This window comes from Arthrobacter rhizosphaerae, assembly GCF_023062595.1.
GTDB lineage: Bacteria > Actinomycetota > Actinomycetes > Actinomycetales > Micrococcaceae > Arthrobacter > Arthrobacter rhizosphaerae.
This window is the reverse complement of the sequence record NZ_JALLAN010000012.1, coordinates 86,447-109,144: the sequence shown is the minus strand read 5'-3', so window position 1 is coordinate 109,144 and position 22,698 is coordinate 86,447. Positions and strand designations below refer to the sequence as shown.

At 61.2% G+C, this 22,698-nt stretch carries 16 protein-coding genes; 8 read left to right on the top strand and 8 right to left on the bottom strand.

The annotated features are described in order from the left end of the window. Positions 1-180: 180 nt before the first annotated feature. From MU551_RS16225 to MU551_RS16195, 7 genes are read left to right on the top strand one after another with little or no spacing between them, the layout of a single operon-like run. Positions 181-1,896 carry an IlvD/Edd family dehydratase gene (locus MU551_RS16225; RefSeq protein WP_247046316.1) on the top strand — a complete coding sequence of 572 codons (1,716 nt, stop codon included), beginning with the start codon at positions 181-183 and terminating at the stop codon, positions 1,894-1,896. Further along, positions 1,883-4,777, top strand: a complete 2,895-nt coding sequence (locus tag MU551_RS16220; protein ID WP_247046314.1) for an FAD-binding and (Fe-S)-binding domain-containing protein — start codon at positions 1,883-1,885, stop codon at positions 4,775-4,777. Before MU551_RS16225 ends, MU551_RS16220 begins: the two co-directional genes overlap by 14 nt. Positions 4,778-4,795: 18 nt before the next feature. Further along, complete coding sequence (locus MU551_RS16215; RefSeq protein ID WP_247046313.1) at positions 4,796-5,473, top strand: SDR family NAD(P)-dependent oxidoreductase; 678 nt, start codon at positions 4,796-4,798, stop codon at positions 5,471-5,473. Between the two features lie 35 nt (positions 5,474-5,508). Beyond that, positions 5,509-6,297, top strand: coding sequence for an IclR family transcriptional regulator (locus MU551_RS16210; RefSeq protein WP_247046312.1), 789 nt, complete (start codon positions 5,509-5,511; stop codon positions 6,295-6,297). Continuing rightward, the gene (locus MU551_RS16205; protein WP_247046311.1) at positions 6,294-7,199 is read left to right on the top strand and encodes an SMP-30/gluconolactonase/LRE family protein; all 906 of its coding nucleotides are present in this window, start codon (positions 6,294-6,296) and stop codon (positions 7,197-7,199) included. The genes MU551_RS16210 and MU551_RS16205 overlap by 4 nt, the downstream gene beginning before the upstream one ends. Positions 7,200-7,248: 49 nt before the next feature. Beyond that, on the top strand, positions 7,249-8,109 hold the full coding sequence (locus MU551_RS16200; RefSeq protein ID WP_247046310.1) for a fumarylacetoacetate hydrolase family protein: 861 nt from the start codon (positions 7,249-7,251) through the stop codon (positions 8,107-8,109). A gap of 54 nt (positions 8,110-8,163) precedes the next feature. Further along, positions 8,164-9,129 (top strand): zinc-dependent alcohol dehydrogenase, encoded by a 966-nt coding sequence (locus MU551_RS16195; RefSeq protein ID WP_247046309.1) that lies wholly within the window; start codon positions 8,164-8,166, stop codon positions 9,127-9,129. A gap of 299 nt (positions 9,130-9,428) precedes the next feature. Here MU551_RS16195 and MU551_RS16190 read toward each other — a convergent pair whose 3' ends face one another. From MU551_RS16190 to MU551_RS16155, 8 genes are all read right to left on the bottom strand, one after another. Further along, positions 9,429-10,772 carry a family 43 glycosylhydrolase gene (locus tag MU551_RS16190; RefSeq protein ID WP_247046308.1) on the bottom strand — a complete coding sequence of 448 codons (1,344 nt, stop codon included), beginning with the start codon at positions 10,770-10,772 and terminating at the stop codon, positions 9,429-9,431. A 164-nt stretch (positions 10,773-10,936) separates the two neighbouring features. After that, positions 10,937-13,561, bottom strand: coding sequence for a family 78 glycoside hydrolase catalytic domain (locus MU551_RS16185; protein ID WP_443629614.1), 2,625 nt, complete (start codon positions 13,559-13,561; stop codon positions 10,937-10,939). A 248-nt stretch (positions 13,562-13,809) separates the two neighbouring features. Further along, the gene (locus MU551_RS16180; RefSeq protein ID WP_247046305.1) at positions 13,810-14,559 is read right to left on the bottom strand and encodes an SDR family NAD(P)-dependent oxidoreductase; all 750 of its coding nucleotides are present in this window, start codon (positions 14,557-14,559) and stop codon (positions 13,810-13,812) included. Positions 14,560-14,904: 345 nt separating this feature from the next. Beyond that, a complete protein-coding gene (locus tag MU551_RS16175) occupies positions 14,905-15,429 on the bottom strand; it encodes a gluconokinase (protein WP_247046303.1) in 525 nt (174 codons plus the stop codon). Further along, positions 15,419-16,648, bottom strand: coding sequence for a D-mannonate dehydratase ManD (manD, locus tag MU551_RS16170; protein WP_247046301.1), 1,230 nt, complete (start codon positions 16,646-16,648; stop codon positions 15,419-15,421). Before manD ends, MU551_RS16175 begins: the two co-directional genes overlap by 11 nt. A gap of 4 nt (positions 16,649-16,652) precedes the next feature. Next, positions 16,653-18,125 carry a mannitol dehydrogenase family protein gene (locus MU551_RS16165; RefSeq protein ID WP_372489875.1) on the bottom strand — a complete coding sequence of 491 codons (1,473 nt, stop codon included), beginning with the start codon at positions 18,123-18,125 and terminating at the stop codon, positions 16,653-16,655. Continuing rightward, positions 18,122-19,528: a glucuronate isomerase gene (gene uxaC / locus MU551_RS16160; protein ID WP_247046300.1), complete on the bottom strand. Its 1,407-nt coding sequence runs from the start codon at positions 19,526-19,528 to the stop codon at positions 18,122-18,124. The genes MU551_RS16165 and uxaC overlap by 4 nt, the downstream gene beginning before the upstream one ends. A gap of 77 nt (positions 19,529-19,605) precedes the next feature. Continuing rightward, a complete protein-coding gene (locus MU551_RS16155) occupies positions 19,606-20,724 on the bottom strand; it encodes a LacI family DNA-binding transcriptional regulator (protein WP_247046299.1) in 1,119 nt (372 codons plus the stop codon). 406 nt (positions 20,725-21,130) lie between these two features. Here MU551_RS16155 and MU551_RS16150 point away from each other — a divergent pair, with 406 nt between their 5' ends. Further along, complete coding sequence (locus MU551_RS16150) at positions 21,131-22,696, top strand: ABC transporter substrate-binding protein (RefSeq protein ID WP_247046298.1); 1,566 nt, start codon at positions 21,131-21,133, stop codon at positions 22,694-22,696. The last annotated feature ends 2 nt before the right edge of the window (positions 22,697-22,698 follow it).

Below are 22,698 nucleotides of genomic sequence, written 5' to 3'. Positions count from 1 at the left end.
CGCCGGACGACACGGCGCCGGACTTGACGATACGATGCAAGCGTCGTGCAACGTTCTACGTCATAGTAACCGCCAACCCAAGGGGTCGCAAGCGTGAGGCAGGGTGCTGGCGCTGGACACCAACCCGCATTTCATATTCAATATAGTAGATTCGTAGTTCAAATAATGGAAAGTTGGCTCATGAGCGAGCAACGGAGCTCTCAGTGGTACGCGGGCAATGACCGCAATGCCTACATCCACCGTGCCTGGATGCGTCGAGGTCTTCCCGAAGATTCATTTGACGGTAAACCCCAAATCGCCATCGCCAATACGGCCTCCGACCTTACCCCTTGCAACTCACACCTGGACGAGGTTGCAGAGCACGTCAAGATGGGCATTTGGGAAGCCGGAGGGGTCCCGCTAAACCTGCCCGTTGTCTCGTTAGGAGAGACCCAGGTCCGGCCTACAGCCATGCTTTGGCGGAACATGGCGGCCATGTCGACCGAGGAAATGCTGCGGGCAAACCCCATCGACGGCGTGGTGCTCTTGGGCGGTTGCGACAAGACCATCCCCGCTCTGCTGATGGCTGCCTCGTCGGTGGACATTCCTGCCGTCGTCGTCCCCGGAGGCCCTATGGCCACGGGCACCTTTCGGGGCACTCCCCTGGGCTGCGGCACCGATGTCTGGCGCCTCAGCGAAGAAGTCCGTGGCGGGGAGATGTCGAACCGCGAGTTCCTGAAATCCGAGTCCTCCATGATCCGGAGCCGGGGGCACTGCAACACCATGGGTACGGCCTCCACCATGGCCCTGGTTGCCGAAGCCTTGGGCATGGTGCTGCCCGGGCTGGCCGGCACACCCGCCATCGACAGCAACCTCCTCGCCGGCGCGCACGAGACCGGGCGCCTCATCGTGGAGATGGTCCGCGATCAGCGGACCCCAAGCCGGCTCCTGACCAAGGAGTCTTTCCTCAACGCAATCGTCGCCCTGGCTACAATCGGCGGCTCGACAAACGCCGTCGTACACTTGCTGGCGATCGCCGGACGGCTGGGCATAGAACTCTCGATAGACGACTTTGACCGCACCGGCGCGGGAGTCCCCCTGCTTGTCAATCTCCAGCCATCCGGCAAGTTCCTGATGGACGACCTGCACCGGGCGGGTGGCTTCCTGTCCGTGCTGCGCGAAGTGAAAGACCTGCTCTCTCCCGCAGCGCTGACCGTGACCGGTCAACCGCTCGTGAAGTACCTCGATGAGGCACGCATTTGGGACGAAGACGTCATCCGCCGGCGCTCCGCTCCCCTGCAGGCCGAAGCCGGCATCGCCATCCTAAGGGGCAATCTCGCCCCCGGAGGAGCTGTCATCAAACCCTCCGCTGCCTCCGCCAACCTGATGCAACACAGGGGCCCTGCGGTCGTTTTCGACAGCATCGAGGACATGCACGCCAGGATCGACGACCCAAACCTGGACGTGGATGAGAACTCCGTGCTCATCCTGCGCGGGTGCGGGCCAAAGGGGTACCCGGGCATGCCCGAAGTATCGAATATGCCGCTGCCAAAAAAACTGCTCGAAAAGGGCGTCCGCGACATGGTCCGAATCTGCGATGGGCGAATGAGCGGCACGGCCTACGGAACGGTGGTCCTTCACGTCACTCCCGAAGCAGCTGCTGGCGGACCCCTTGCGCTGGTACGTACCGGCGACATCATCAGCCTCGATGTCCACAAGCGCCTCCTCGACATGGAGGTCGCGCCCGAGGAACTGGCCGCCCGCACACCCAACGCCGCGACAGTGCAAGGCTATGCGAACCCAAAGCGCGGCTGGGAACGGCTCTACGTCGACCACGTTTTGCAAGCAGACACCGGCGTCGACATGGATTTCCTCCTCGGGTCATCCGGTCCCGAGGTGTCACGTGAGTCGCACTAGCTCCACCCATCGCTCCCACCTCCCGGGAGTGGACACGGCACTGATTGAAGAACTGGAATGCGCCGTTCCGGGCGGCGTTCGTGTACGCGCATCCGACCGGCTCGCGCACGCCCACGACGCTTCCCACTACCTGCTCACGCCCCGCGCAGTCGTTGTCCCCGAAAGCGCCACTCAAATCGCAGCACTTCTGCGCGGAGCCACACGCCACCGAGTACCGCTGACCTTTCGCTCAGGCGGTACAAGCCTGAGCGGCCAGGCCTCGACTGACGGCATCCTCATCGATACGCGGCGGAACTTCCGGGCTGTGGATGTGTTCGACGGCGGCGAGCACGTACGGACCCAGCCAGGGGCAACCGTGCGCCAGGTAAATGCACGCCTTGCCATGCACAAGCGCAAACTTGGGCCCGATCCGGCCAGCGAAGCCGCTTGCACGATCGGTGGCGTCATTGCGAACAACTCCAGCGGCATGGCTTGCGGCACGGAATTCAACTCCTATCGCACCATCGAGTCCGCAGTGGTTGTCCTGCCTAGCGGAACGATGATCGACACCAGTCACCCCGACGCCGACGATTACCTGCGCGAACGGGAACCTGCCCTTCACGCGGGCCTCCTGGCCCTGCGCGCCGACCTCCTTGCCAATGCAACCGACGTTGAGCGAATCCGGCGCATGTACTCCATAAAAAACACCATGGGTTACGGGCTGAATTCCTTCCTGGACTTCGAACGGGCCGTCGACATCCTCCTCCACCTGGTTGTTGGCAGCGAAGGAACGCTGGCATTCATTGCCGAAGCGACCTTCCGCACCGTCCCGGTCAAGCCGCACACTGCCACTGACCTCCTCTACTTCCCCTCCCTCTCCGCGGCCACCGCTAGCCTGCCCGCACTGGTCGCGGCCGGCTTTGCCACCATTGAACTACTGGATGCGACATCATTGCGGGTCGCCCAGCGCGATCCCGAAGCGGACGAAACCCTCCGCTCCATCCATGTGGATGGGCACGCCGCGCTGCTGGTGGAATTCCAGGAAGCCGACAAGGTAGCACTGGCGCGCCGGATGGAGTCCGCGGCAGACCTGCTTCGGTCCCTGCCCCTGGTCCGGCCGGCTGCCCTGTCATCGGATGCGGTCCAGCGGGCCGCGTTCTGGCACATCAGGAAAGGTCTGTACGCTACGGTTGCCGGCAACCGCCCCAGCGGCACAACCGCACTGTTGGAGGACATCGCGGTACCGGTAGAGAATCTTCTGCCCACGTGCGAGGGCCTGGTGGCCCTCTTCGAGCGCTTTGGCTACGAGGACAGCGTCATTTTCGGTCACGCCAAGGATGGCAACATCCACTTCCTGCTCAACGAGCACTTCGACCCGGCAAGCGGTCAGTCCACGCTTGACCGCTATGCCGCGTTTACGGAAGAGATGGTCAACCTCGTGCTGTCCAACGGGGGAACTCTCAAAGCCGAGCACGGGACGGGCCGGATCATGGCTCCCTTTGTCAGCCGTCAGTACGGTGAAAGCCTGTACGGGGTGATGCGCGAAATCAAACGTTTGTGCGACCCGCTCGGACTCCTCAACCCGGGAATCCTGCTCAACGATGACGCGGCATCACATATGGCCCACCTTAAGACCTCGCCAACGGTGGAGCCCGAGGTCGACCGTTGCGTGGAGTGCGGCTACTGCGAACCGGTGTGCCCCAGCAAAGACCTCACCCTCACGCCACGCCAACGCATCGTACTGCGGCGTGAGATTGCCAGGGCAGAGCAAGCCGGCGACACCGCACTAAAAGCCGAACTTGAGAACGAATACCGCTACGACGGAGTTGAAACCTGCGCTGTCGACGGAATGTGCCAGACAGCATGCCCTGTCCTGATTGACACCGGACAGCTAGTGAAGCGCCTCCGGGCGGAAAGCAGCAACGGCATCGAAAGCGCGGGCTGGAAAGCCGCCGCAGGCAACTGGGGCAGCGTCGCGCAGGTTGGCGGATTAACCCTTTCGGCCATCAAACGCCTACCGGCACCCCTTGTTACTGCAGCGTCCGAGGCCGGGCGCCGGTTGGCAGGCCCTGACCGGGTGCCGCGCTGGGACAAGGACTTGCCAGCAGGTGGTATCCGCCGCCAGCCGCTGCGGGCCTCCGAACCCAAAGCAGTGTACTTGGCCGCCTGCATCAATACGATGTTCGGTCCCGCGGCCGATGGGCGGGGTGTTTCAAGCGCGTTCCTTGCGCTATGTGAGCGGGCAGGAATCTCCGTGGCAATACCCGATGGCATTGGGGATATGTGCTGCGGTACACCGTGGAAGTCCAAGGGCATGACCGCCGGCTATGAAAGGATGCGCGACAAGGTCCTTCCTGCTGTTTGGGAAGCAAGCCGCCACGGCGAGCTCCCCATCTTGTGCGACGCGGCCTCATGCACCGAAGGCCTTGAAACCTTGCTCACTATCGTCTCGGACGAATCGCGCCTGCGCATTGTCGACGCCGTCGCATTTGTAGATGAGCATGTGCTTCCCGCCCTGCCGCCGGGCAAAAAGATCGGCAGCCTGGCCCTGCACCCCACCTGCTCGTCCACGCGCATGGGACTAAACGCGGCTCTCGGCAGAGTTGCGGCAGCAGTCGCAGAAGAAGTCGTCATCCCCGAAGACTGGGGATGCTGCGCCTTCGCCGGCGACAGGGGAATGCTCCATCCCGAACTGACCGCCTCAGCCACAGCACGAGAGGCCCGGTCCATCAACGGGCGGAACTTTGACGCATACGCTTCCCTGAACCGAACCTGTGAACTGGGCATGACCAGAGCCACCGGACACCCGTACCAGCACATTCTCGAACTGCTCGCTTCTGTCACTTCACCTACAGAAGTACCAGTTACCAAAACCGCTGCGGCCCGCCGCATCACTTCCTAGTAAAAGGACACTCAAATCATGATCCGGAAAGCAGTCATTACAGGCGGCATCAGCGGCTTGGGGGCCGCAACAGCGGCCAGGTTGGCCGAAGACGGCACCGAGATTGTCACCATTGACATCACCGATGGCGCCGACGTCACCCTCGATATTTCAGACGCCGACGCCGTCCGCCGTGCGGCCGCCGATATCGGCCCGATCGACATCCTCATCAACAGCGCCGGGATCGTCGGGCCCAACAAGCCATTCTGGGAAGTCACCGACGACGAATGGAAGCGCACCTTCGCTGTCAACGTTGACGGGACCTTCAATCTCTGCCGTGCGTTTGCGCCGTCAATGGCTGAAGCAGGATGGGGACGCATCGTAAATTTCGCCAGCATGGCAGGTAAAGACGGCAACCCGAACATGGCAGCCTACTCGGCAACAAAGGCAGCCGTCATCGGGCTAACCAAAACGATGGGCAAGGATCTTGCAAAGAAGGGCGTACTCGTCAACGCTATCGCCCCCGCCGTCGTCGATACACCGATGAATGCCTCAACTGCCCCCGACGTACTCGCCCACATCACCAGCCTTATACCCATGAACCGAGTAGGCCGCCCCGAGGAAGTGGCAGAGCTTGTTGCCTGGCTCGCGTCAGACAAATGCAGCTTCTCCACCGGAGCGGTTTATGACATCTCCGGCGGTCGGGCAACATACTAAAATGTCATTCCAGATATAGAAACTAAGATCAACATATGGAAGAAACGTACCCCGCCGGGAAAGATGAACGACTCGTGGGCTCAGACCGGGTTCTCGCAGTCCTGCTTGAGCTTGGCCGTCATCCGGCCGGCATCAGCCTTGACGAAATGGCGAAGCGAATTGACGGAGCCAAGCCCACGGTGCACCGGGCGTTGGCATCTTTGCGCCGGGCAGGCCTGGCAGGCCAGGACGGGCATGGCCATTATGTTCTGGGAGACGAGTTCTTGCGGATCGCGTTTGCCCACCACGAAGCACGGCCTGACCATCTTCGTGTGCAGCCGATCCTCGAACAGCTGACCCAACGTTTCGGTGAAACCTCCCACTACGCCGTCCTGGACGGTCATGACGTCGTTTACAGGGCCAAAGTCGATCCAAGCGTCGGCGCAATGAAGCTCTCCTCCACTGTGGGGGGAAGGAACCCTGCCCATGCAACAGGTGTGGGGAAGATGTTGCTTGCCCTGCAACTTCCGGATCTGGATTCAGTGCGTCATTGGGTGGGAGGGCGGACCCTCGAGCGGCGGACCGAACATACCGCCGCTACCGCGGAGGAGCTCGACGCCGAGTTGTCGCTTGTCCGCCAACGCGGCTACAGCGTGGACGCCCAGGAAAACGAGCCCGGCGTCAACTGCGTTGCCCTGCCCGTCTACTTATCTTCCCCCAGTGTGCCAACCGGAGCCATCAGTATCAGCGCCCTTGCCTACCGCACACCGCTGGCGACGCTGCTTACTGATCTTCCGATCATTCGAAAGATCATCGCGGGCCAATACGAAGAAGCAATCTCATGACAACATATGCGGCCAACGTGGCTTCCGTCGAACGGCACGTTTTGGCTGAGGGGCCTGTGTGGGACGCCTCCACCGAAGAAGTCCTCTGGGTGGACATCGTCAAAGGACAAGTCTTCGAAGGCCATTTGCAAGGTGACACAGTCCTGCAAACCAAGCGCCACGACTTCGACGGCACCGTTGGTTCCGCCGTCAGGTCCACCAGCGGCGACCTGCTCGTCGCCGGACAGGAACAACTCCTCTTCGTCACCTCCGCTGGAGACACCATCCCGGGCCCTAACATCGTGCCCAAAGGTACATCCAGCCGGACCAACGACGGAGCTTGCGACCCGTCAGGACGATTCCTGATAGGTACCCTCCCGTTGGATGAGCGCACAGGGGAAGAAGTCCTGGTCCGGCTGGAGGACAGCGGAGACCTCACTTGCATCGATAACGACCTGTCGCTTTCCAATGGTCTGGCGTGGTCCCCCGATGGCCGTCTCTTCTACAGCACGGACACTGTCCCGGGGATCATCTGGGTTCGCGACTACGAACCGGACACCGGGGCCGTGGGACCAAGGCGAGAGCACATCCGCATCACCGATGGCTTTCCGGACGGAATCTGCACTGACTCCCGAGGGAACCTCTGGGTCGCCATCTGGGGCGTCGGTGAGATCAGATCATTTTCACCGGAGGGCAAACACGAAAACACGGTGACGGTCCCTTGCCCCCACCCTTCCAGCGTCGCGTTCGTTGGCCCGGAACTGGACCTGCTGCTGATCACCACGGCATCGCGGGATCTTTCCCCCGCCGACTTCGAGACCTACCCGGACGCAGGACGGCTCTTCACTGCCCATGTAGGCGTAACGGGCAACCCCTGCAGCCCTTGGTCCGGGGCTGGCACCACCGCGGCGTCCGACCTTTAACACACAGCCACCAGATCAATACCACACAGACATCACAGGAGAACCAACCATGTACCTCATGAGAATCGGAGACGCCGGAGCGGAAAAGCCGGTCGTATTGATCAGCGACACTCACTACGTCGATGTGTCAGACAGCGTCGCAGACTTCAACGAAGCGTTCTTTGGCAACGACGGCATAGCCAAGCTCAAAGGTGTCGTAGCCGAACGAGTTGCCGCGGGAAACGTAACGAAATTTGCCGGTGAACGGATCGGGGCCCCGATTGCGCGGCCTCACCAGATTCTGTGCATTGGCCTGAACTACAGCGATCACGCGGCAGAGACGGGGCAGGCCGTGCCGGAAGAACCCATCCTGTTTACCAAATCCCCGAACACCCTGGTGGGCCCCAATGACGAAGTACGCATCCCGAGGGGGGCAACCAAACCGGACTGGGAGGTCGAACTCGGCATCGTCATCGGAAAGCGGACCAGCTACCTGAACAGCGTGGATGATGCCCGCGAGGCCATTGCCGGCTTCGTCGTCGTCAACGATGTCAGCGAGCGGGCTTTCCAGATCGAACGCGGCGGCCAATGGTCAAAAGGAAAGTCCGCTGAAACCTTCAATCCCGCCGGCCCGTGGCTTGTCACTCCGGACGAGATCGACGACGTCCTGGACCTCGGCATGTGGCTGGATGTCAATGGTGTCCGACGCCAGAATGGCTCCACATCTACCATGATCTTCGACCCGTACTTCATCGTCCACTACCTGAGCCAGTTCCTTGTGTTGGAACCCGGAGACCTGATCAACACTGGGACGCCCCCGGGCGTCGGCATGGGATTCACACCTCAAATTTGGCTCAAGCCCGGTGATGTAATGGAACTCGGCATCGAGGGCCTCGGCTCTCAGCGCCAGCCCGTCCTGGCGCCCCGGTAGACCACTGTGAGAGCCTTCGTACTGAACGGACCCAGGGACGCCGAAGTTCAAGACGTGCGCCCTCCCACGGCAAACGTTGGGCAGGCAATTATCGACGTCGAACGCGTGGGAGTCTGCGGGACAGACGTTGAATTCTTCACCGGAGAAATGCAATACCTCCACGAGGGCCACGCCCGCTTTCCGATCCGGCTGGGCCACGAATGGAGTGGAACCGTTACGGCTGTGGGCGAAGGCGTAGACAACCGCTGGCTTGGCCGCAGGGTCACTGGAGACACCATGCTGGGTTGCGGCCTATGCCGCCGCTGCCGCAACGGCAATCAACATGTCTGTGAGCACCGGTACGAACTGGGGATCCGCGGAGGCTTCCACGGGGCACTTGCCGAGCAGCTCGCAGTGCCTGTGACGTCCCTGCACGAACTGCCGGACACCGTTGACGAAGTTCTCGGCGCTTTGGTAGAGCCCGGAGGCAACGCTCTGCGCTCCGTCCAGGGAGCCGACTTGCAGCCAGGAGATCGTGTCCTGATCCTCGGGCCGGGAACAATCGGACTGCTGGCAGGACTTTTCGCCAAGGCCCAAGGCGCTGAAGTGCATCTGATGGGACGCTCCGCACGGTCACTGGAATTCGCCAAAACCCTTGGACTTGACGGTGTCTGGGCTTCCGACGACCTGCCAGATCTGCCTTTCGATGCCGTGATCGATGCTTCCAATGCTCCCGCGCTGCCGGCAAAAGCACTCGAACTGGTCGAACCCGGAAAGCGCGTCGTTTATGTTGGCCTTGCGGGCAGCCCAAGCATGATTGATACCCGGACTTTGGCCCTAAAGGATGTCACCGCCGTAGGCATCCTGAGTGCGTCGCCAGGACTGGCCGGAACCATCGAACTGTACGCCTCCGGCTCAGTCGATCCGAGGCCGCTTGTCGCAAAGACGGTGGGGCTTGACGGCGTTGCCGGCATCCTCTCAGGGGAGCGGCCTGAAGGCTCCGGCGCGGGCCCGAAAATGCACATTGATCCGCGCCTCTGATTTAGGGCAAAGATGGCAACGCAGCGGGGGCCAAAGTTGCCCAGGTGCCGCGTGCATCAATTGCCGTTTCCGCCAGGACGCCAGTCTGAGGCGGCCGCCGGGTGGCGGCGTGGTGGCGTGGCCGGCCTGTCGTGGATTTAGCAGGCGGACCGGAATTGACGCTGGATTCAGTAACGGTGTCTTTTCCATATCACAAGGTGTTGCAGCGTAGAACATGGGTCGCCTGGCGCGAGAATGCGCGACGAGCTGGATTCTGATAGATAGACGGTTAGGTGAAGGGTTCAGCGTGTGGATTGTGTTTACTCGCCCAGTTCCCAGCCCCAAATTGATAGGTCCACGGAACGGTGTGCTCTTAGCTTGAGTTCTTCTTGCGAAGCCATGCAGCGTGGGAAGAGGCCTCGATAGAACCGCCGGCCACCGGTCCCTCGCAGCCTGCACAGGTGGGTTTCACCCAAAAATACGTCAATTTCGCCCTCCCCTTCGAGCTCAAGACTGATGGACGAGAATCCTTCCGCTGAGCGCACGTAACGAAATACCGCCTCGTCACCGTCGAGAATGCCAGTGAGGTACTCCTCCCCGTTCCGCCCAATGTCGATGCGGGCTCCCCCGCTGATCGCGCAAGCGCGGAAGGCCTCGACGAATTCGTCGGCAGAGAATGGCTCCCCTACCCCCTGTGACGTCATGGGAACTTCCGGGATGCTCCCGTCCTCGAGCACCCGAAGGGGTTCAATGCAGAGACGACGATGGAAGCGCCCACCCCGGGAACTGCGATGGTAGAAGACGTACCATCGGTCATTAAAGCATTCGATCGATCCGTGGTTGTTCCATGAGTTAGGGTCACAGTCAGCATTGTCGACGATGATGCCCCCGTAGCGGAACGGACCGAGAGGCGAGACAGACGTAGCGTAGCCGAGTGCGGTGGGACGGCCGCGGGTCGCATCAGAGAACACCAGGTAGTACAGATCGCCTATCTTGCGCATAGAGGGCCCCTCATGGAACCCGTGTTCGGCCTCTGTAACCAGGTCATCAACAACTTCCTGCGGGTTGAAGGACGTCATGTCGTTGTCCATCTGTACACCGCGGGCACGAATCTGGCCCCAGTAGAAGTAGACGCTGTGGTCGTCGTCAATAAAGACAGCCGGATCGATGCCGCGGGCAGGAATTTGCTTAGGATCAACGAACGGCCCCTCAGGACGGTCTGAAGTCGCGACCCCCTCGCTGCCGTCGGCCATGCAGAAGTAGAGGTAATAGACGCCGTCTCGTTCTACCGCATCAGGAGCGTACAGCAGCGGGGAACTCGCAAGGTCAGACGGCATGTCAGCACCTTCCTCCACAGCTGCCGAGAGAATGGTACTGGCCGGCACGGTCTCGGCGTAGCCCGCCGGGTCAGGAAACCACGGCACCTGCTCCCCTCGAAAAGCGACGTCATGCACGGTCCATTCGCAAAAGTCAGACGTTGAGACCACATGGTAACGGTCGGAGCAGTACCAATTGTCCATCGTGTCGTAGCTGCCATATACATAAAGCCGGCCGTCCGGCATTACGCGCGCCTCCCCATCAGGTATGTGATGGATAGGGGGAAGAACCGGGTTGCGCTGGGCACCAGGAATACCCTCAGAGTACTGCTGTGGGAGTTGCCTCATAGTTTGTAGTCCTTCTGACTGGTCAGGGTTCTGCCTAGGCAGGACCGTTCTTGCGTGAAGCACCCGCGGCAGATGACCGGGCGCCTTCATGTGCTAACGGTGCGAAGGGCTTTTGCGGGTGCAGCGTCAATTGGTGAGGACCAACTTTCGCTGGCAATGAAACCTCAGTCAGTGAAGACGTGCCTGCCCGGACCCGCCACCTGTTCCACCCCGCTCGGCATCGTTATCAGGGCCTCAGTACCTGGCGGCACAACCACCTTGAGATGTAGCTGGTCCCCGGAAAGTCTCCACTCACACTCGATAAGACCGTAAGGACTGTCGTGGAGAGCCCTTGCCCACTGGACGTTGCCTCCGGGCCTCGGGCGGACGCGGAAGCGTCGCCATGCAACTTCACCCTCAAGTGGCGCCAGTCCGGCTACGTACCGATGCAGGAATGAGACCACTGCCCCTTTCGAATAGTGATTGAGCGAAGCGTTCACCTCACCGTCCGCCGTGATCCCGTTCCAGTTCTCCCAAATGGTATTCGCCCCTCGGTCGATCATCACCAGCCAAGAAGGCTCAGTGTCCCGCAGAAGCAGGGAGTAGGCGAGGTCCAGATGACCGGCTTCGGCCAGTACAGGAAGCAGAAAAGGTGTCGCGAGGAAACCTGTCGCCAAATGATTTTCTGACTCTCGAACAAGTTCGACAAGCCGCTGCACCGTCCTGGCGCGAATGGCGGCAGGCACAAGGTCAAATGCAAGAGCGCGGACATGATTGGCTTGCGTATCAGGTGTAAGGAACCCGTCCCGTCCGATGTACTCCTTTTGCCAAGCCTCGCGCGCGCCCGACTCCAGACCGCGGTAGTACTCAGACTCCACGCTCTTACCGAGGACCTCTGCGATGCGAGCGGCTAGGCCCGCGCTGTGAGCGTAGTAGGCGGTGGCTAGGTGCCCTTGATCGCGCTGCGCATGCTCGTCCAGATCGACTATCTCCTGCCCCGGTTCCAGCCACTCACCCCAATGGGAGCTGCCGTCCCACAGGTAACGCTCATGCGGCAACGGGGACGGACGTAGCAGGGCACGCTCAGGGTGACGCTTGTTCCGAGCGATCCGCTCGATTCGGCCCAACCAGGAGGCAATCATCGGCCAGGACTCTTCAAGCACTGCCCGATCCCCGTACGCAGAGTACAACGCCCACGGCACGATCACGCAGGCATCACCCCATCCTGCTGATCCTGAGAAAACCCTGACCGGGCTTTGCTCGGCGTCGTACGGTGCCATGGGACTGAAGTGAAGTACCGTGCCGTCGCTAGTCTGATCAGCAGCGACGTCCCTCAGCCATTTTTTGGAAAAGCCTGCTACGTCGTAGAGGAAGGCACCAGTGGAAATGAAAAGCTGCCAGTCTCCTGTCCAGCCAACGCGCTCTCGATGGGGACAGTCCGTCGGGATATCGCACGAATTACCCCGCAAACTCCAGACCGTTGCTTCGTGTAGTTTGTTCAGGCGTTCGTCGCTGCACTCAAACCAACCTGTTCTCTGCATGTCGGTGTGGACCATGACACCTGTTACGTCGTCCACGGTGAGATTTTCAGGATGGCCCTCGACCCGGACGTACTGGAAGCCGTGCGTAGTTCGTCTCGGCTCGAAAACATCTCCAGGGTGTCCTGCCGAAATAACCGCGTCTACCTGCCCGGCCGGCCTAAGTTCGGGATAGTCCGGAGCGATGTTGTGTGTCAGGACGTCGCCTTCCGCGTCCAGCCATTCCCCATGAACTAGCCGGACCGTGGTGCCTGGGGGACCGAGCCTGGACAGGCGGGTCCAGCCGTTGATGTTTTGTCCCAGATTGACGATTTGACGGTCTTTGTCGAGTCGAGTGACGGAGATGGGACGAATTTCCTGTACGCGACGAACTGCAGGAGCAGGGGAGTCCACCAGCCTGCTCACATCGATGTCCCCCACGGCAACGTCATGCCATTGTGAGTCATCGAACCCACACTCCGCCCACCCGCGTGGCAACCTGCGCAGGTCCCATTGTTCTCCTGCTATCAGGTCGGCGGCGGTTATATGACCTACAGTGCTGCGCCAACCCTCGCCAGTTCCGATTACCGTTGAAGGGCCATCTTGGTGGTCTATTACCAGTTGCGCCAGAAGACTGAGCTCAGTGCCCCATTGATCGTGCGCGCGAAAGTAACCGATTTGGCCTCGGTACCAACCGTCGGCCAAGAGGAATGCGATCGAGTTGCGTCCCGGCTGTAGGGACGCTGTGACGTCGTAGGTTTGTACTTGGAGTCGTTCGCGGTACTGGGTGAACCCCGGGGTGAGCTCGTCATCGCCTATGCGAGCCGAATTAAGGAAGCCCTCGTAGAGCCCGTGTGCGGTGACGTGTAGGCGCGCGGAGAGAACCTCTCGATCGACAGTGAATTCACTACGGATGAGTTGTGCGGGACGCTCCCCCGCTGGTGCTGGAATTAGATCGGAGGGAGTTATCCAGTGTGCCTGCCAGTCTTCAGGCTGCAGCAGTCCCGCTTCAAACTGTCCCGTTCGGGACCAGTCACTAGCGCCTGCATCAGTCCATACCATAACCTGCCACTCCACCCGCTCTCCGGAATGAAGAGCCGGGCCGCCGTAAGCAATGAAGAGGTGCTCAGAGGATCGGACCATGCCCGAATCCCACCCCCCGGCCGTTCGTATGCGATACGCCTTTTGTGTAGTCGTTCCCGCCGGCAGTGCCCAGGATAGGAGCGGCCGCTGGAGAAGTCCCAGGGGTCGCTCGAGGTGGTTTACGCGGAGCCTGTGCGGGGAACCCGTCATCGCCTCGGAGCCGGGAGGGACGAGGGAATCATCTCCCAAGGCGTGTTCGAAACCGGTATCTGCGGGCGTCGGTCGAAACCGTCCCCCGGGCCGCTGCCGCGGTGCGTCCACGCTCGGAATGTAACTGTTCCTGTCGCTGCCCGCGTACCATCCGGAGCTGCGCTGCTCACCCGTCATGCTGTTCTGTCCTTCATCCATGATGTACGAATTTGTGGCATCGGCGCTGGGTGCCGAATACTGCAGGCCTTTCAGTGACTCTGGCGGAGCCGCAGCGCTTGCATGCCGCCGTCGACTGCCAGGTCAAAACCGGTAGTGGAGCCAGAGCGTGGGCTAGCCAGATAGGCAATCGCATCGGCCACCTCGTCCGGGGTAACAAGCCGGCCGTGGGGCTGGCGGGCTTCGAGAGCCGCCCGCTCTGCTGTCGGGTTCTCTGCTGCGGCGAGCAGGCGCCCGATCCATGGCGTGTCAGCTGTTCCGGGGTTTACGCAGTTGACCCGGATGCCTTCGTGCAGATGGTCAGCGGCCATAGCACGCGTCAGTGAGAGCACAGCACCTTTTGAGGCGCTGTAGAGCGCCCGCTGAGGCAGTCCTGCCGTGGCAACCACAGAGGACGTGTTCACAATGGCCGCCGCCGGCGACTCGCGCAGGTACGGCAGGCAGGCCCGGCTTACGCGGACCATTCCAAGCACGTTGATGTCGAACACCTTGTGCCATTCATCATCGGTATTGCTGCCAACATTGCCCTGAGCACCGATGCCCGCGTTGTTCACAACAATGTCGATGCGGCCAAAACGTTTAATGACCGCATCCACTGCGGCGCACACAGAAGTATCGTCAGACACGTCCGCGAGCACGCTGATTACCTCGTGGTTCTCGGAAACGGCGAGGTCCAGCACCGCCACGTTCGCGCCGCTTTCGGAAAGTTTGCTTGCGACAGCGGCGCCAATGCCTGACGCCCCGCCTGTAACAACGGCTGTAAGCCCCTCAAAGTCGCCCATCGTGGTTCCCTCCTCTGTCAAGGGAGCTATGAAAGGTTAAATAGCCTTTCAGGTCCAACAACTAGTATCGTTTTTGCGGTAAATGAAACACCGTACCGAAGGACGGAAAAGTCGCTAGATTGAGCTTTCCATAAGATGGATGATCTGTCCATTATTTTGAATAGCCCCGTCAGAGAGCCTACGCTGAACCGACTAAGCACCTGCGGGGATGGAACTGGATGAACTCAAACAGCGGGCTACCCTAACCCACCAGATGCATTCAGGCCTTCGCCCCAAAGCGTTGAGGAGGAGTGGGCTGAGCCTGGGAAAACATCTGCACAATCCCAACGTGGAACTCCGTCAGCACTACCGCTCCGTCACTACGAGTGCCGCTCGGACTACGTCTGGGAGGGAGCCCGCGATATCCACTACGATCCCGGCTTCATCGCCCTCAAGTGGCTCCAGCGTGGCAAGCTGTGAATCCAGAAGCGTCGGAGGCATGAAGTGCCCGGACCGGCCTTCCAGTCGCTGGCTCAGCACTTCTCGGCTGCCGTCCAGGTGCAGGAAGACGGTCTGCGGGGCGTTGGCGCGGATGGCGTCGCGGTAGCTGCGTTTCAGTGCCGAGCAGGCAAGCACCAGGCCCCGCGGTCCGGCCGCAGCCAGTTCGCTCCCGATGACGGCGAGCCACGGCCAGCGGTCCTCATCGGTCAAGGGCGTCCCGGCGGCCATTTTGGCGACGTTCTCCATGGGGTGGAGCGAATCGCCGTCGAGGAAGGGCATCCCGAGTTGCTGTGCCACCAGGCCACCGATGGTGGTCTTCCCGCAGCCGCACACGCCCATCACCACTATGCCGGGGCTGCCGGTCACCGGCAGCTCCTCCTCACCAGTCATGGACGGTTCCGTCAACGAGGCGGTTGTAGGGCAGGTAGGCCTGCTGGTAGGGGAAAGCCGCAGCTGCTTCCTCGTTAAACTCGACGCCGATGCCCGGCTTGTCGCCGGGGTGCAGGTAGCCGTCCACGAATGTCATGGACTGCTCGAAGACGCTGTTGGTCTGCGGCGAGTGCTGCATGTATTCCTGGATGCCGTAGTTGTGGATGGCCAGGCCCACATGGAGTTGGGCGGCGAAGCCGACCGGGGAGATGTCGGTGGGGCCGTGGAAGCCTGACTTGATCTGGTACTGCGCGGCGAAGTCCATGACCTTCTTCAGCGGGGAGATACCGCCGAAGTGTGTTGAGGCTGCACGGACGTAGTCGATCAGCTGTTCCTTGATGATGGTCTGGAAGTCGTACACGGTGTTGAAGATTTCCCCGATAGCCAGCGGCGTGGTGGTGTGCTGACGGACCAGCCGCAGCGCCTCCTGGTTCTCGGCCGGGGTGCAGTCCTCAAGCCAGAACAGGTCATACGGCTCCAGGGCCTTACCAAGTTTGGCGGCCTGGATGGGGGTCATCCGGTGGTGGCCGTCGTGCAGCAGCGGCAGCTCGGGGCCGAATTCGTTCCGGACGGCTTCGAAGACGCTGGGCAGGTGGCGCAGGTAGGCACGGGTATCCCAGTCCTCCTCCAAAGGAAAGGCTCCGCGGCCGGCCGGCTCGTAGTCGTAGCGTTCGCCCGTGGCCTGCACCTGGGAGGCGACGCCGTAGATGGACTTCAGCGAGGGCACCGCGGTCTGGATCCGGACGGACTTGTAGCCCAGTTCCAGGTGCTCGCGGACGGAGTCGAAGAGCGAGGGAAGGTCCATGCCGGAGGCGTGGCCATAGGCGCGCAACCCGTTCCGAGACGCACCACCCAGCAGCTGGTACACCGGCATGCCGGCCATCTTGCCCTTGATGTCCCAGAGCGCCATGTCCACGGCGGCGATCGCGGCCATCGTTACCGGGCCGCGGCGCCAATATGCGGAACGGTAAAGGAACTGCCAGGTGTCCTCGATCCGCTGCGGATCCTTGCCGATCAGCAACTGCGCAACATGCTCCTTCAGGTAGGCGGCGACGGCGAGTTCCCGCCCGTTGAGCGTGGCGTCACCGATGCCGGTTACGCCATCCTCCGTGGTGATCCTGAGCGTCACGAAGTTACGGGACGGGCTGGTGACGAACACTTCTGCTGCGACGATCTTCATAAGTTCAGCTGTTCCTTCCGGAAATCTTTTGCGGTCTGTGGCTGGTGAGCGTTGCCTCGGCGGCGAAGGCCCCGCAAAGACCGGCCACCAGGGACACGACCTGCGGGTTATCGGAGAGTTGCGGGCTGACGAGGCTGAGGAGGGCTGCCACCCGCTCCTGTCCATCCAGCCTGTTGGCCACGTGGAGGGCCGAAGCCTGCGGGTCCTGCGGCTCGTGTTCCCGGGCAAGGTAGTCGATCCAGGCCGCGAGCATCAGGGCACTGCCGGCACCGGAACGGCCCTGGGCCCTTTCAGCTGCCAGGACGGGAAGAGCCCTCATCCGGAGTTTGGTGGTGCCGTCCGCCGCGATTTGGGAGAGGTGATGGGCGATCCGGCTGTTGCCGAACCTTTCGCGCAGCGCTTCCCGGTATTCGGGGACGTGGAGGTCTTCTCCACTCAGATGCGCGGCTGCCTCATCCCAAAACAGCTCCATCGCTTCTTGGCACAGCCTGTCGTTGAGCGCTTCTGACACTGTGGTGTGGCCACGCAGCTGCCCGGCGTAGGCCAACAGCGAATGCGCGCCGTTCAATAGCCACAGTTTGCGGTTTTCATAGGGTTCAATGTCATCCACCACAACGGCACCGGCATCCTCCCAGCGCGGCCTGCCAGCCGGAAAATCCCCGCTCAGCACCCAGTTCCGGAAGGGTTCGGCCACCACTGGGGAGTTGTCGCGGTAGCCGCAGCTCTCCTCAACCTTGGCGAGGTCTGCAGGTGTGGTCCGCGGGGTGATCCGGTCAACGGACGTACTGACAAAACTCACGTTCTGCCCGATCCAGGCCGCGACGCCCGCATCCCACGCTTCCGCCATACCAAGAACAGCATGGCGGGCCACCTCGCCGTTGCCTGGGAGGTTGTCACAACTCACGACGGCGAGTGGTCCCGCTCCGGCATCCCTGCGGGCGCCGAGGGCCAGCACCAGCCGGCCCAACGGCGTCGTGGGTGCTTCGGTGCCGCCCGCCCCCGCATCCCTTAGCCGGGCGAGATCGTCCGCCACAGCAGGCGATCCGGCGTCGAACCTGCCGTCGGAAGCCAACCCGTAGGCAGCCTCAGTGATGGTCAGGGTGATCACGGCAGTCTCCTTTGCGGAGACCAGCTCGCAGAGGCGTCCGACGTCGGCGCCGTCCACTGCCTCGACGATGCTGCCGATCATCTCAAAGCTGTCCTCCTGGCCGGAGCGCTCAATCAGCGTGTACAGGCCATCCTGCTCCGCGAGCGCGTCGGCCGCGTCGGGCCGCCTGCCGGTGAAAGCTGCAATCCCCCATTCGGCACCGTCGCGGGAATGCTGCGTGTACCAGGCCTGATGGGAACGGTGGAAGGCACCGAGCCCGAGATGCACGATGCGCACAGGTGCCGTGGTCGTGTGGCGGAGCGCTCGGCTCAGTTGTGGAGTGTTGGTAACCACGGCCGCCTGTAGCGGACTGTCCGGACGAGCGCTCACAGCTTGAAGACTCGTCGGGGCGAGTCGTCCACAAGGTCCACAATCAGTTCGTGTGCGCGTTCCTCGCTGATCCGGTGTTCAGCCACAAGCCGGGCCAGGAACGCGGACTCGATCCGCCGGGATGCATCATGACGGGCGGGGATGGAGCAGAACGCACGGGTGTCATCGATGAAACCCGACGATCGGGAGAAGCCTGCGGTCTCAGTGACAGCCGAGCGGAAACGCAGCATGGCATCCGGTGCATCCAGGAACCACCATGGTGCACCCAGATACACGGAGGGGTAGAAGCCGGCCAAGGGCGCCAGCTCGCGAGAGAAGACCGTCTCGTCCATGGTGAAGAGCACCAGATGAAAGTCGTTGATCGTACCGAAATCCTGCAGGACGGGTCGGAGGGCTTCCGTGTAATTCACAGCGAACGGGATGTCATGCCCTGTGTCCGCGCCGAAGGTATTGAACGTGGGCTCGTGATGGTTGCGGTAGGAACCCGGGTGGATGGTCATCACAAGGCCGTCTTCCACAGACATCCGCGCCATCTGGTAAAGCATGTGCGCTTCAAAGTCATTACGGTCCTGGGCCGTGGCCTGGCCCGAGCGGGCGCGCTCGAACAGCCTTGCGGCATCGGCGGCGTCAAGCTTGAGTGTCGCCGGGGTGCGGACTCCATGGTCCGCGGAGACAGCGCCGCGTTCCACGAAGTAGCGACGCCGGTTCTCCAGCGCCGTGATGTACGCACCGTAACCGGTGCCGCCGTCGCCCGCTGTTGCAATCAGCCGGTCCACATTTTCGGACCAGTCCTTACTATCGATGTTGAGATAGGCGTCCGGTCGGAAGGTAGGCAGGACCCGACCATGGAACGTGGCGTCCTGGGCGAGGGCCTCGTGGCTGGCCAGGGTATCCAGCGGGTCATCGGTGGTAGCCAGCACGTCAATATTGAAATCCTTGAAGAGCTGGCGGGGACGGAACCCTGGCTCTGCAAGTTTCGCCGAGATAGCGTCATAGCTGGCGTCGGCGGTTTCAGCGCTAATCTCCGTCTCAAGGCCAAAAACGCTGGAAAACTGTGTCCGTAGCCAGTAACCAGAAGCAGTCCCGTCGAACAGCGGCCACGCCTTACAGAACTGGTGCCACACATCGCGGGAGTCCGGCTCCGCCACCTTGGACGCCCGCATCCGATCCATTGGAACGCCGCTGGAATGAATGAGGCGTGTCACATAGTGGTCCGGACTGACCAGCAGCGCCGCCGGATCCGGGAAAGGAGTGTTGTGCTCAATGACTGCTGCGTCAACGTGTCCATGAGGCGAAATTATGGGTAGGTCCTGGACGCGTTGGAGGAGATCCCGGGCAATGCGCCGCGTTCCGGGGTCAGCTGGCAAAAGCCTGTCTGGACTAATGGCAATCGGTTGTGACATAGGTCAATGATTGACGGTCCGCGCATCACTGTCAACCGGTTGCCACACCCGCCGCAATCAAGGAACGGAAAGTTTAGTCAGCGCGCAGGAGACCGGCCGCTTGAGCCACGCAGCACAAGTTGTGTCTCCACCTGGAGGGTCCGCGCAAGCTCGCCGTTACCGTGCAGGAGATCAAGCAGCCGGGCTGCTGCCGCCTTGCCGCACGCCTCCAGAGGCGAGCGAACCGTCGTCAGCGGAGGGGTGGTGAAATCTGCACCAAAGATGTCATCAAAACCGATAATGCTGATTTGGTCCGGGATATCCAAGCCTGCGGCCTGAAGTTCCTGCATGAGGCCAATGGCCAGCAGGTCGTTGTAAGTCATCACGGCGGAAGCGCCGCTGGAGAGCACGTCACGCGCCACCTGCCTTCCGCCGTCAACGGTTGGTTTGGTGGATTCCAGCCGAATGACCTCGACCCCCGACCACTCGCACGCCTCCTGCACACCTTCCCAACGCCGTGCCGACATCCAGGACTGCGCTGGTCCGGCAACGAACGCCAGCTTCTTGTGGCCGTTGGCTGCAATACTCCTGACAGCCTCACCAATACCCTTCCGGACATCTGGAATGACGCACGGAACCCCCTCAACCTCTCGGTTAATAACCACTACCGGTTTGTCAGCGAAAAGGCTCCTGATATCCGCGTCATTCATCCGAGGACTTGCCAGTATTAAGCCATCCGCCGTGCTCATCAGGCGCCGGGCGACCGTCAGCTCCGTAGCTCCCGATTCCGCCGACTCGGCCAGCACCAACGTGTAGTCGCGCACGTTGCCGGTCGCCTGGGCGCCTCGGATGATGTCAAAAAAGGTCGGGTTGGTGATGTCCGCGACAATCAGCCCAATAGTGTTGGTGCGTCCGGTCGGCAGAGCGCGCGCGAACGGGTTTACTTGGTAGTTCAGCTCAGCGGCAGCCTTCTCAATGAGTTTCTGCGTCTTGGCACTGACCCGCCCTGGCTTACTGAGGGCCCGTGAGACGGTCGAAGGATTGACTCCCGCGACCTTGGCAATGTCGTATATCGTGCTGTTCGCCTTTCCAGTACGCCCTTTCTTGGCACCTGAGCTTGCAGCGGAATTGACCTCGGCACTGACTGCGCTGCCAGCGTGCAGGTCACTGCCGTCGGCTGCTATTGCCGAAACTCTTGACGCTCTGGATTCAGTCACCTCGTCATCCTACAAGGCAATGGATTTACTAGCAGCCGGTTGCCAAGGTCAGGGAGAAGCGTCAACTGCCGGCAGGTTGTGAGCGCTTCGGTCGACCAGCCTCGCCCTGGCAAAGGCTTGGAGACTCAAAGTCATTTACTAGAATGACGTTCCATTAGATGGTATTCTCTCGCACTACAGGATCGCTTTCCGCCGATGACGCCGCGATGGACGCTCAAGTGAGCAAACAGAGAAAACTTAGGCTAGGCAGCAATTCAAGAAAATCGAGGCAATCGGTTGTCATGGGGCCATAAGGATGGTTCACTGGACCCAGCATGAAATTAGCAGCGCTTTTCTAATTTGAGCCAGTGCTGATACCGCTACCTCGTCGCTCAACGACGCTCATCCCTGGACCAAAGGAGTTCTCATGGACACCCGCATGACCCGATCGCGATTCCGCTGCGGAATCGCAGCTGCATTCACGGCCGCCGTACTGTTCACCTCTACCGCCTGCGCCGGGGGCTCTGAACCGGAAGAGGCAAATGCTACTAACGGTGCTTCATCGAATGCCAAACTTGCCCTTGCTGTGACCGCAGCGCCGGCGTCATTGGATCCCGCCCAGTTGCAGGAAGGCCAGCAGAGCTACGTCTGGGGATCCGTCTTCGACACTCTTCTCTACGTCGACAATGACGGAAAGCTCCAGCCAAACGCCGCGGAAAGCTGGAAGTTCTCAGACGATGGCCTCAGCTTGTCCCTCACCCTGCGAGAAGGCATGACTTTTAGCAACGGTGATACAGTCACCGCCAAGGAAGTCGCCGGAACCCTTGAACGGACCAGGACAACTCCGGGCCAGCAGCAGGGCAAGCTTGCAGCGGTCGCCTCGATCGAAGCCCCCAACAACAGGACAGTAGTTCTCAAGCTGAAGCAGCCTGAACCCGCGCTGCTCACGAACCTCGCCCTTGCGGCCGGTGTCATCGGCGACCCGGATACTCTCAATGAAAAAACGAGTGCCCTCGACCCGACAGCATCCGGTCCTTACACCCTGGACAAGGGAGCCACGGTAGCCGGAACCACCTACGTACTCAACCGCAGGGACGACTACTGGAATGCGAAAGCATATCCCTTCAAAACAGTGACTGTCCGCGTCATTCAGGACCGCACAGCGGTGTTCAATGCTTTGCAGGCTGGCGAACTGGATGCTGGCAACGTCGACCCCGCACAGGTTAAGCAGATTGAAGGCGCCGGGTTCAAGACGACCAAGGTTGAAGCTCAAGCAGTGGCGAATCTTGTGCTGGCTGACCGGGCAGGGACGCTGCTGAAACCGCTTGCTGACGAACGCGTCCGCAAAGCGATCAATATGGCCTTTGACCGCGAAAAGATGGTCCAGCAGGTATTGCGCGGCTCTGGCAAGGCCACAGTGCAGATCTTCAACCCGAAGGGCGCTGCCTATGACGCGGCATTGGAAGGATCGTACAAGTTTGATCCAGCCGCGGCCAAGAAGCTCATGGCTGACGCCGGCTATGCCGATGGTTTTGACGTGACGATGCCTGCCACCGTGATCTCCAAGTCCTTCGAGCCGCTGATCACCCAAGCGCTGGGCGACATCGGCATCAGAGTCACCTGGGAGCCGGTTCCCCCGCAGAACGCTGCCGCAGCAGTTTCTTCCAAGAAATACCCGATGGTCTTCTTCCTCGACGGACTTAACGTGACCCAGCGCGAACTGCAAAACAACTTTAGTGATGCCGGGTTCCTGAACCCCTTTGGATCGAAGTACCCCGAACTGACTGAGCTCATCACGCAGGTCAGCCTTGAGAGGGACGAGGCCAAGGCTACGGAGCTGTATAAGAAGATCAATGCCTTCGTCGTGGAAAATGCTTTGGACGCGCCGCTCTTCTATGTCGGCACCATCTGGGCCACCAAAGACGGCATCGAATACCTCGGAGATGGTTCGAACACCCTGAGCACCATCCGGGCGTTCAACGCCACGAAGTGAAA

What these genes read in the sequence shown, in the direction of transcription:
- manD (WP_247046301.1), bottom strand. Translation starts at nt 16,648, where the DNA reads ATGAAGATCGTCGCAGCAGAAGTGTTCGTCACCAGCCCGTCCCGTAAC.
- MU551_RS16190 (WP_247046308.1), bottom strand. Translation starts at nt 10,772, where the DNA reads ATGAGGCAACTCCCACAGCAGTACTCTGAGGGTATTCCTGGTGCCCAG.
- MU551_RS16200 (WP_247046310.1), top strand. Translation starts at nt 7,249, where the DNA reads ATGTACCTCATGAGAATCGGAGACGCCGGAGCGGAAAAGCCGGTCGTA.
- MU551_RS16205 (WP_247046311.1), top strand. Translation starts at nt 6,294, where the DNA reads ATGACAACATATGCGGCCAACGTGGCTTCCGTCGAACGGCACGTTTTG.
- MU551_RS16215 (WP_247046313.1), top strand. Translation starts at nt 4,796, where the DNA reads ATGATCCGGAAAGCAGTCATTACAGGCGGCATCAGCGGCTTGGGGGCC.
- MU551_RS16150 (WP_247046298.1), top strand. Translation starts at nt 21,131, where the DNA reads ATGGACACCCGCATGACCCGATCGCGATTCCGCTGCGGAATCGCAGCT.
- MU551_RS16210 (WP_247046312.1), top strand. Translation starts at nt 5,509, where the DNA reads ATGGAAGAAACGTACCCCGCCGGGAAAGATGAACGACTCGTGGGCTCA.
- MU551_RS16225 (WP_247046316.1), top strand. Translation starts at nt 181, where the DNA reads ATGAGCGAGCAACGGAGCTCTCAGTGGTACGCGGGCAATGACCGCAAT.
- MU551_RS16185 (WP_443629614.1), bottom strand. Translation starts at nt 13,561, where the DNA reads ATGACGGGTTCCCCGCACAGGCTCCGCGTAAACCACCTCGAGCGACCC.
- MU551_RS16175 (WP_247046303.1), bottom strand. Translation starts at nt 15,429, where the DNA reads ATGACTGGTGAGGAGGAGCTGCCGGTGACCGGCAGCCCCGGCATAGTG.
- MU551_RS16180 (WP_247046305.1), bottom strand. Translation starts at nt 14,559, where the DNA reads ATGGGCGACTTTGAGGGGCTTACAGCCGTTGTTACAGGCGGGGCGTCA.
- uxaC (WP_247046300.1), bottom strand. Translation starts at nt 19,528, where the DNA reads ATGTCACAACCGATTGCCATTAGTCCAGACAGGCTTTTGCCAGCTGAC.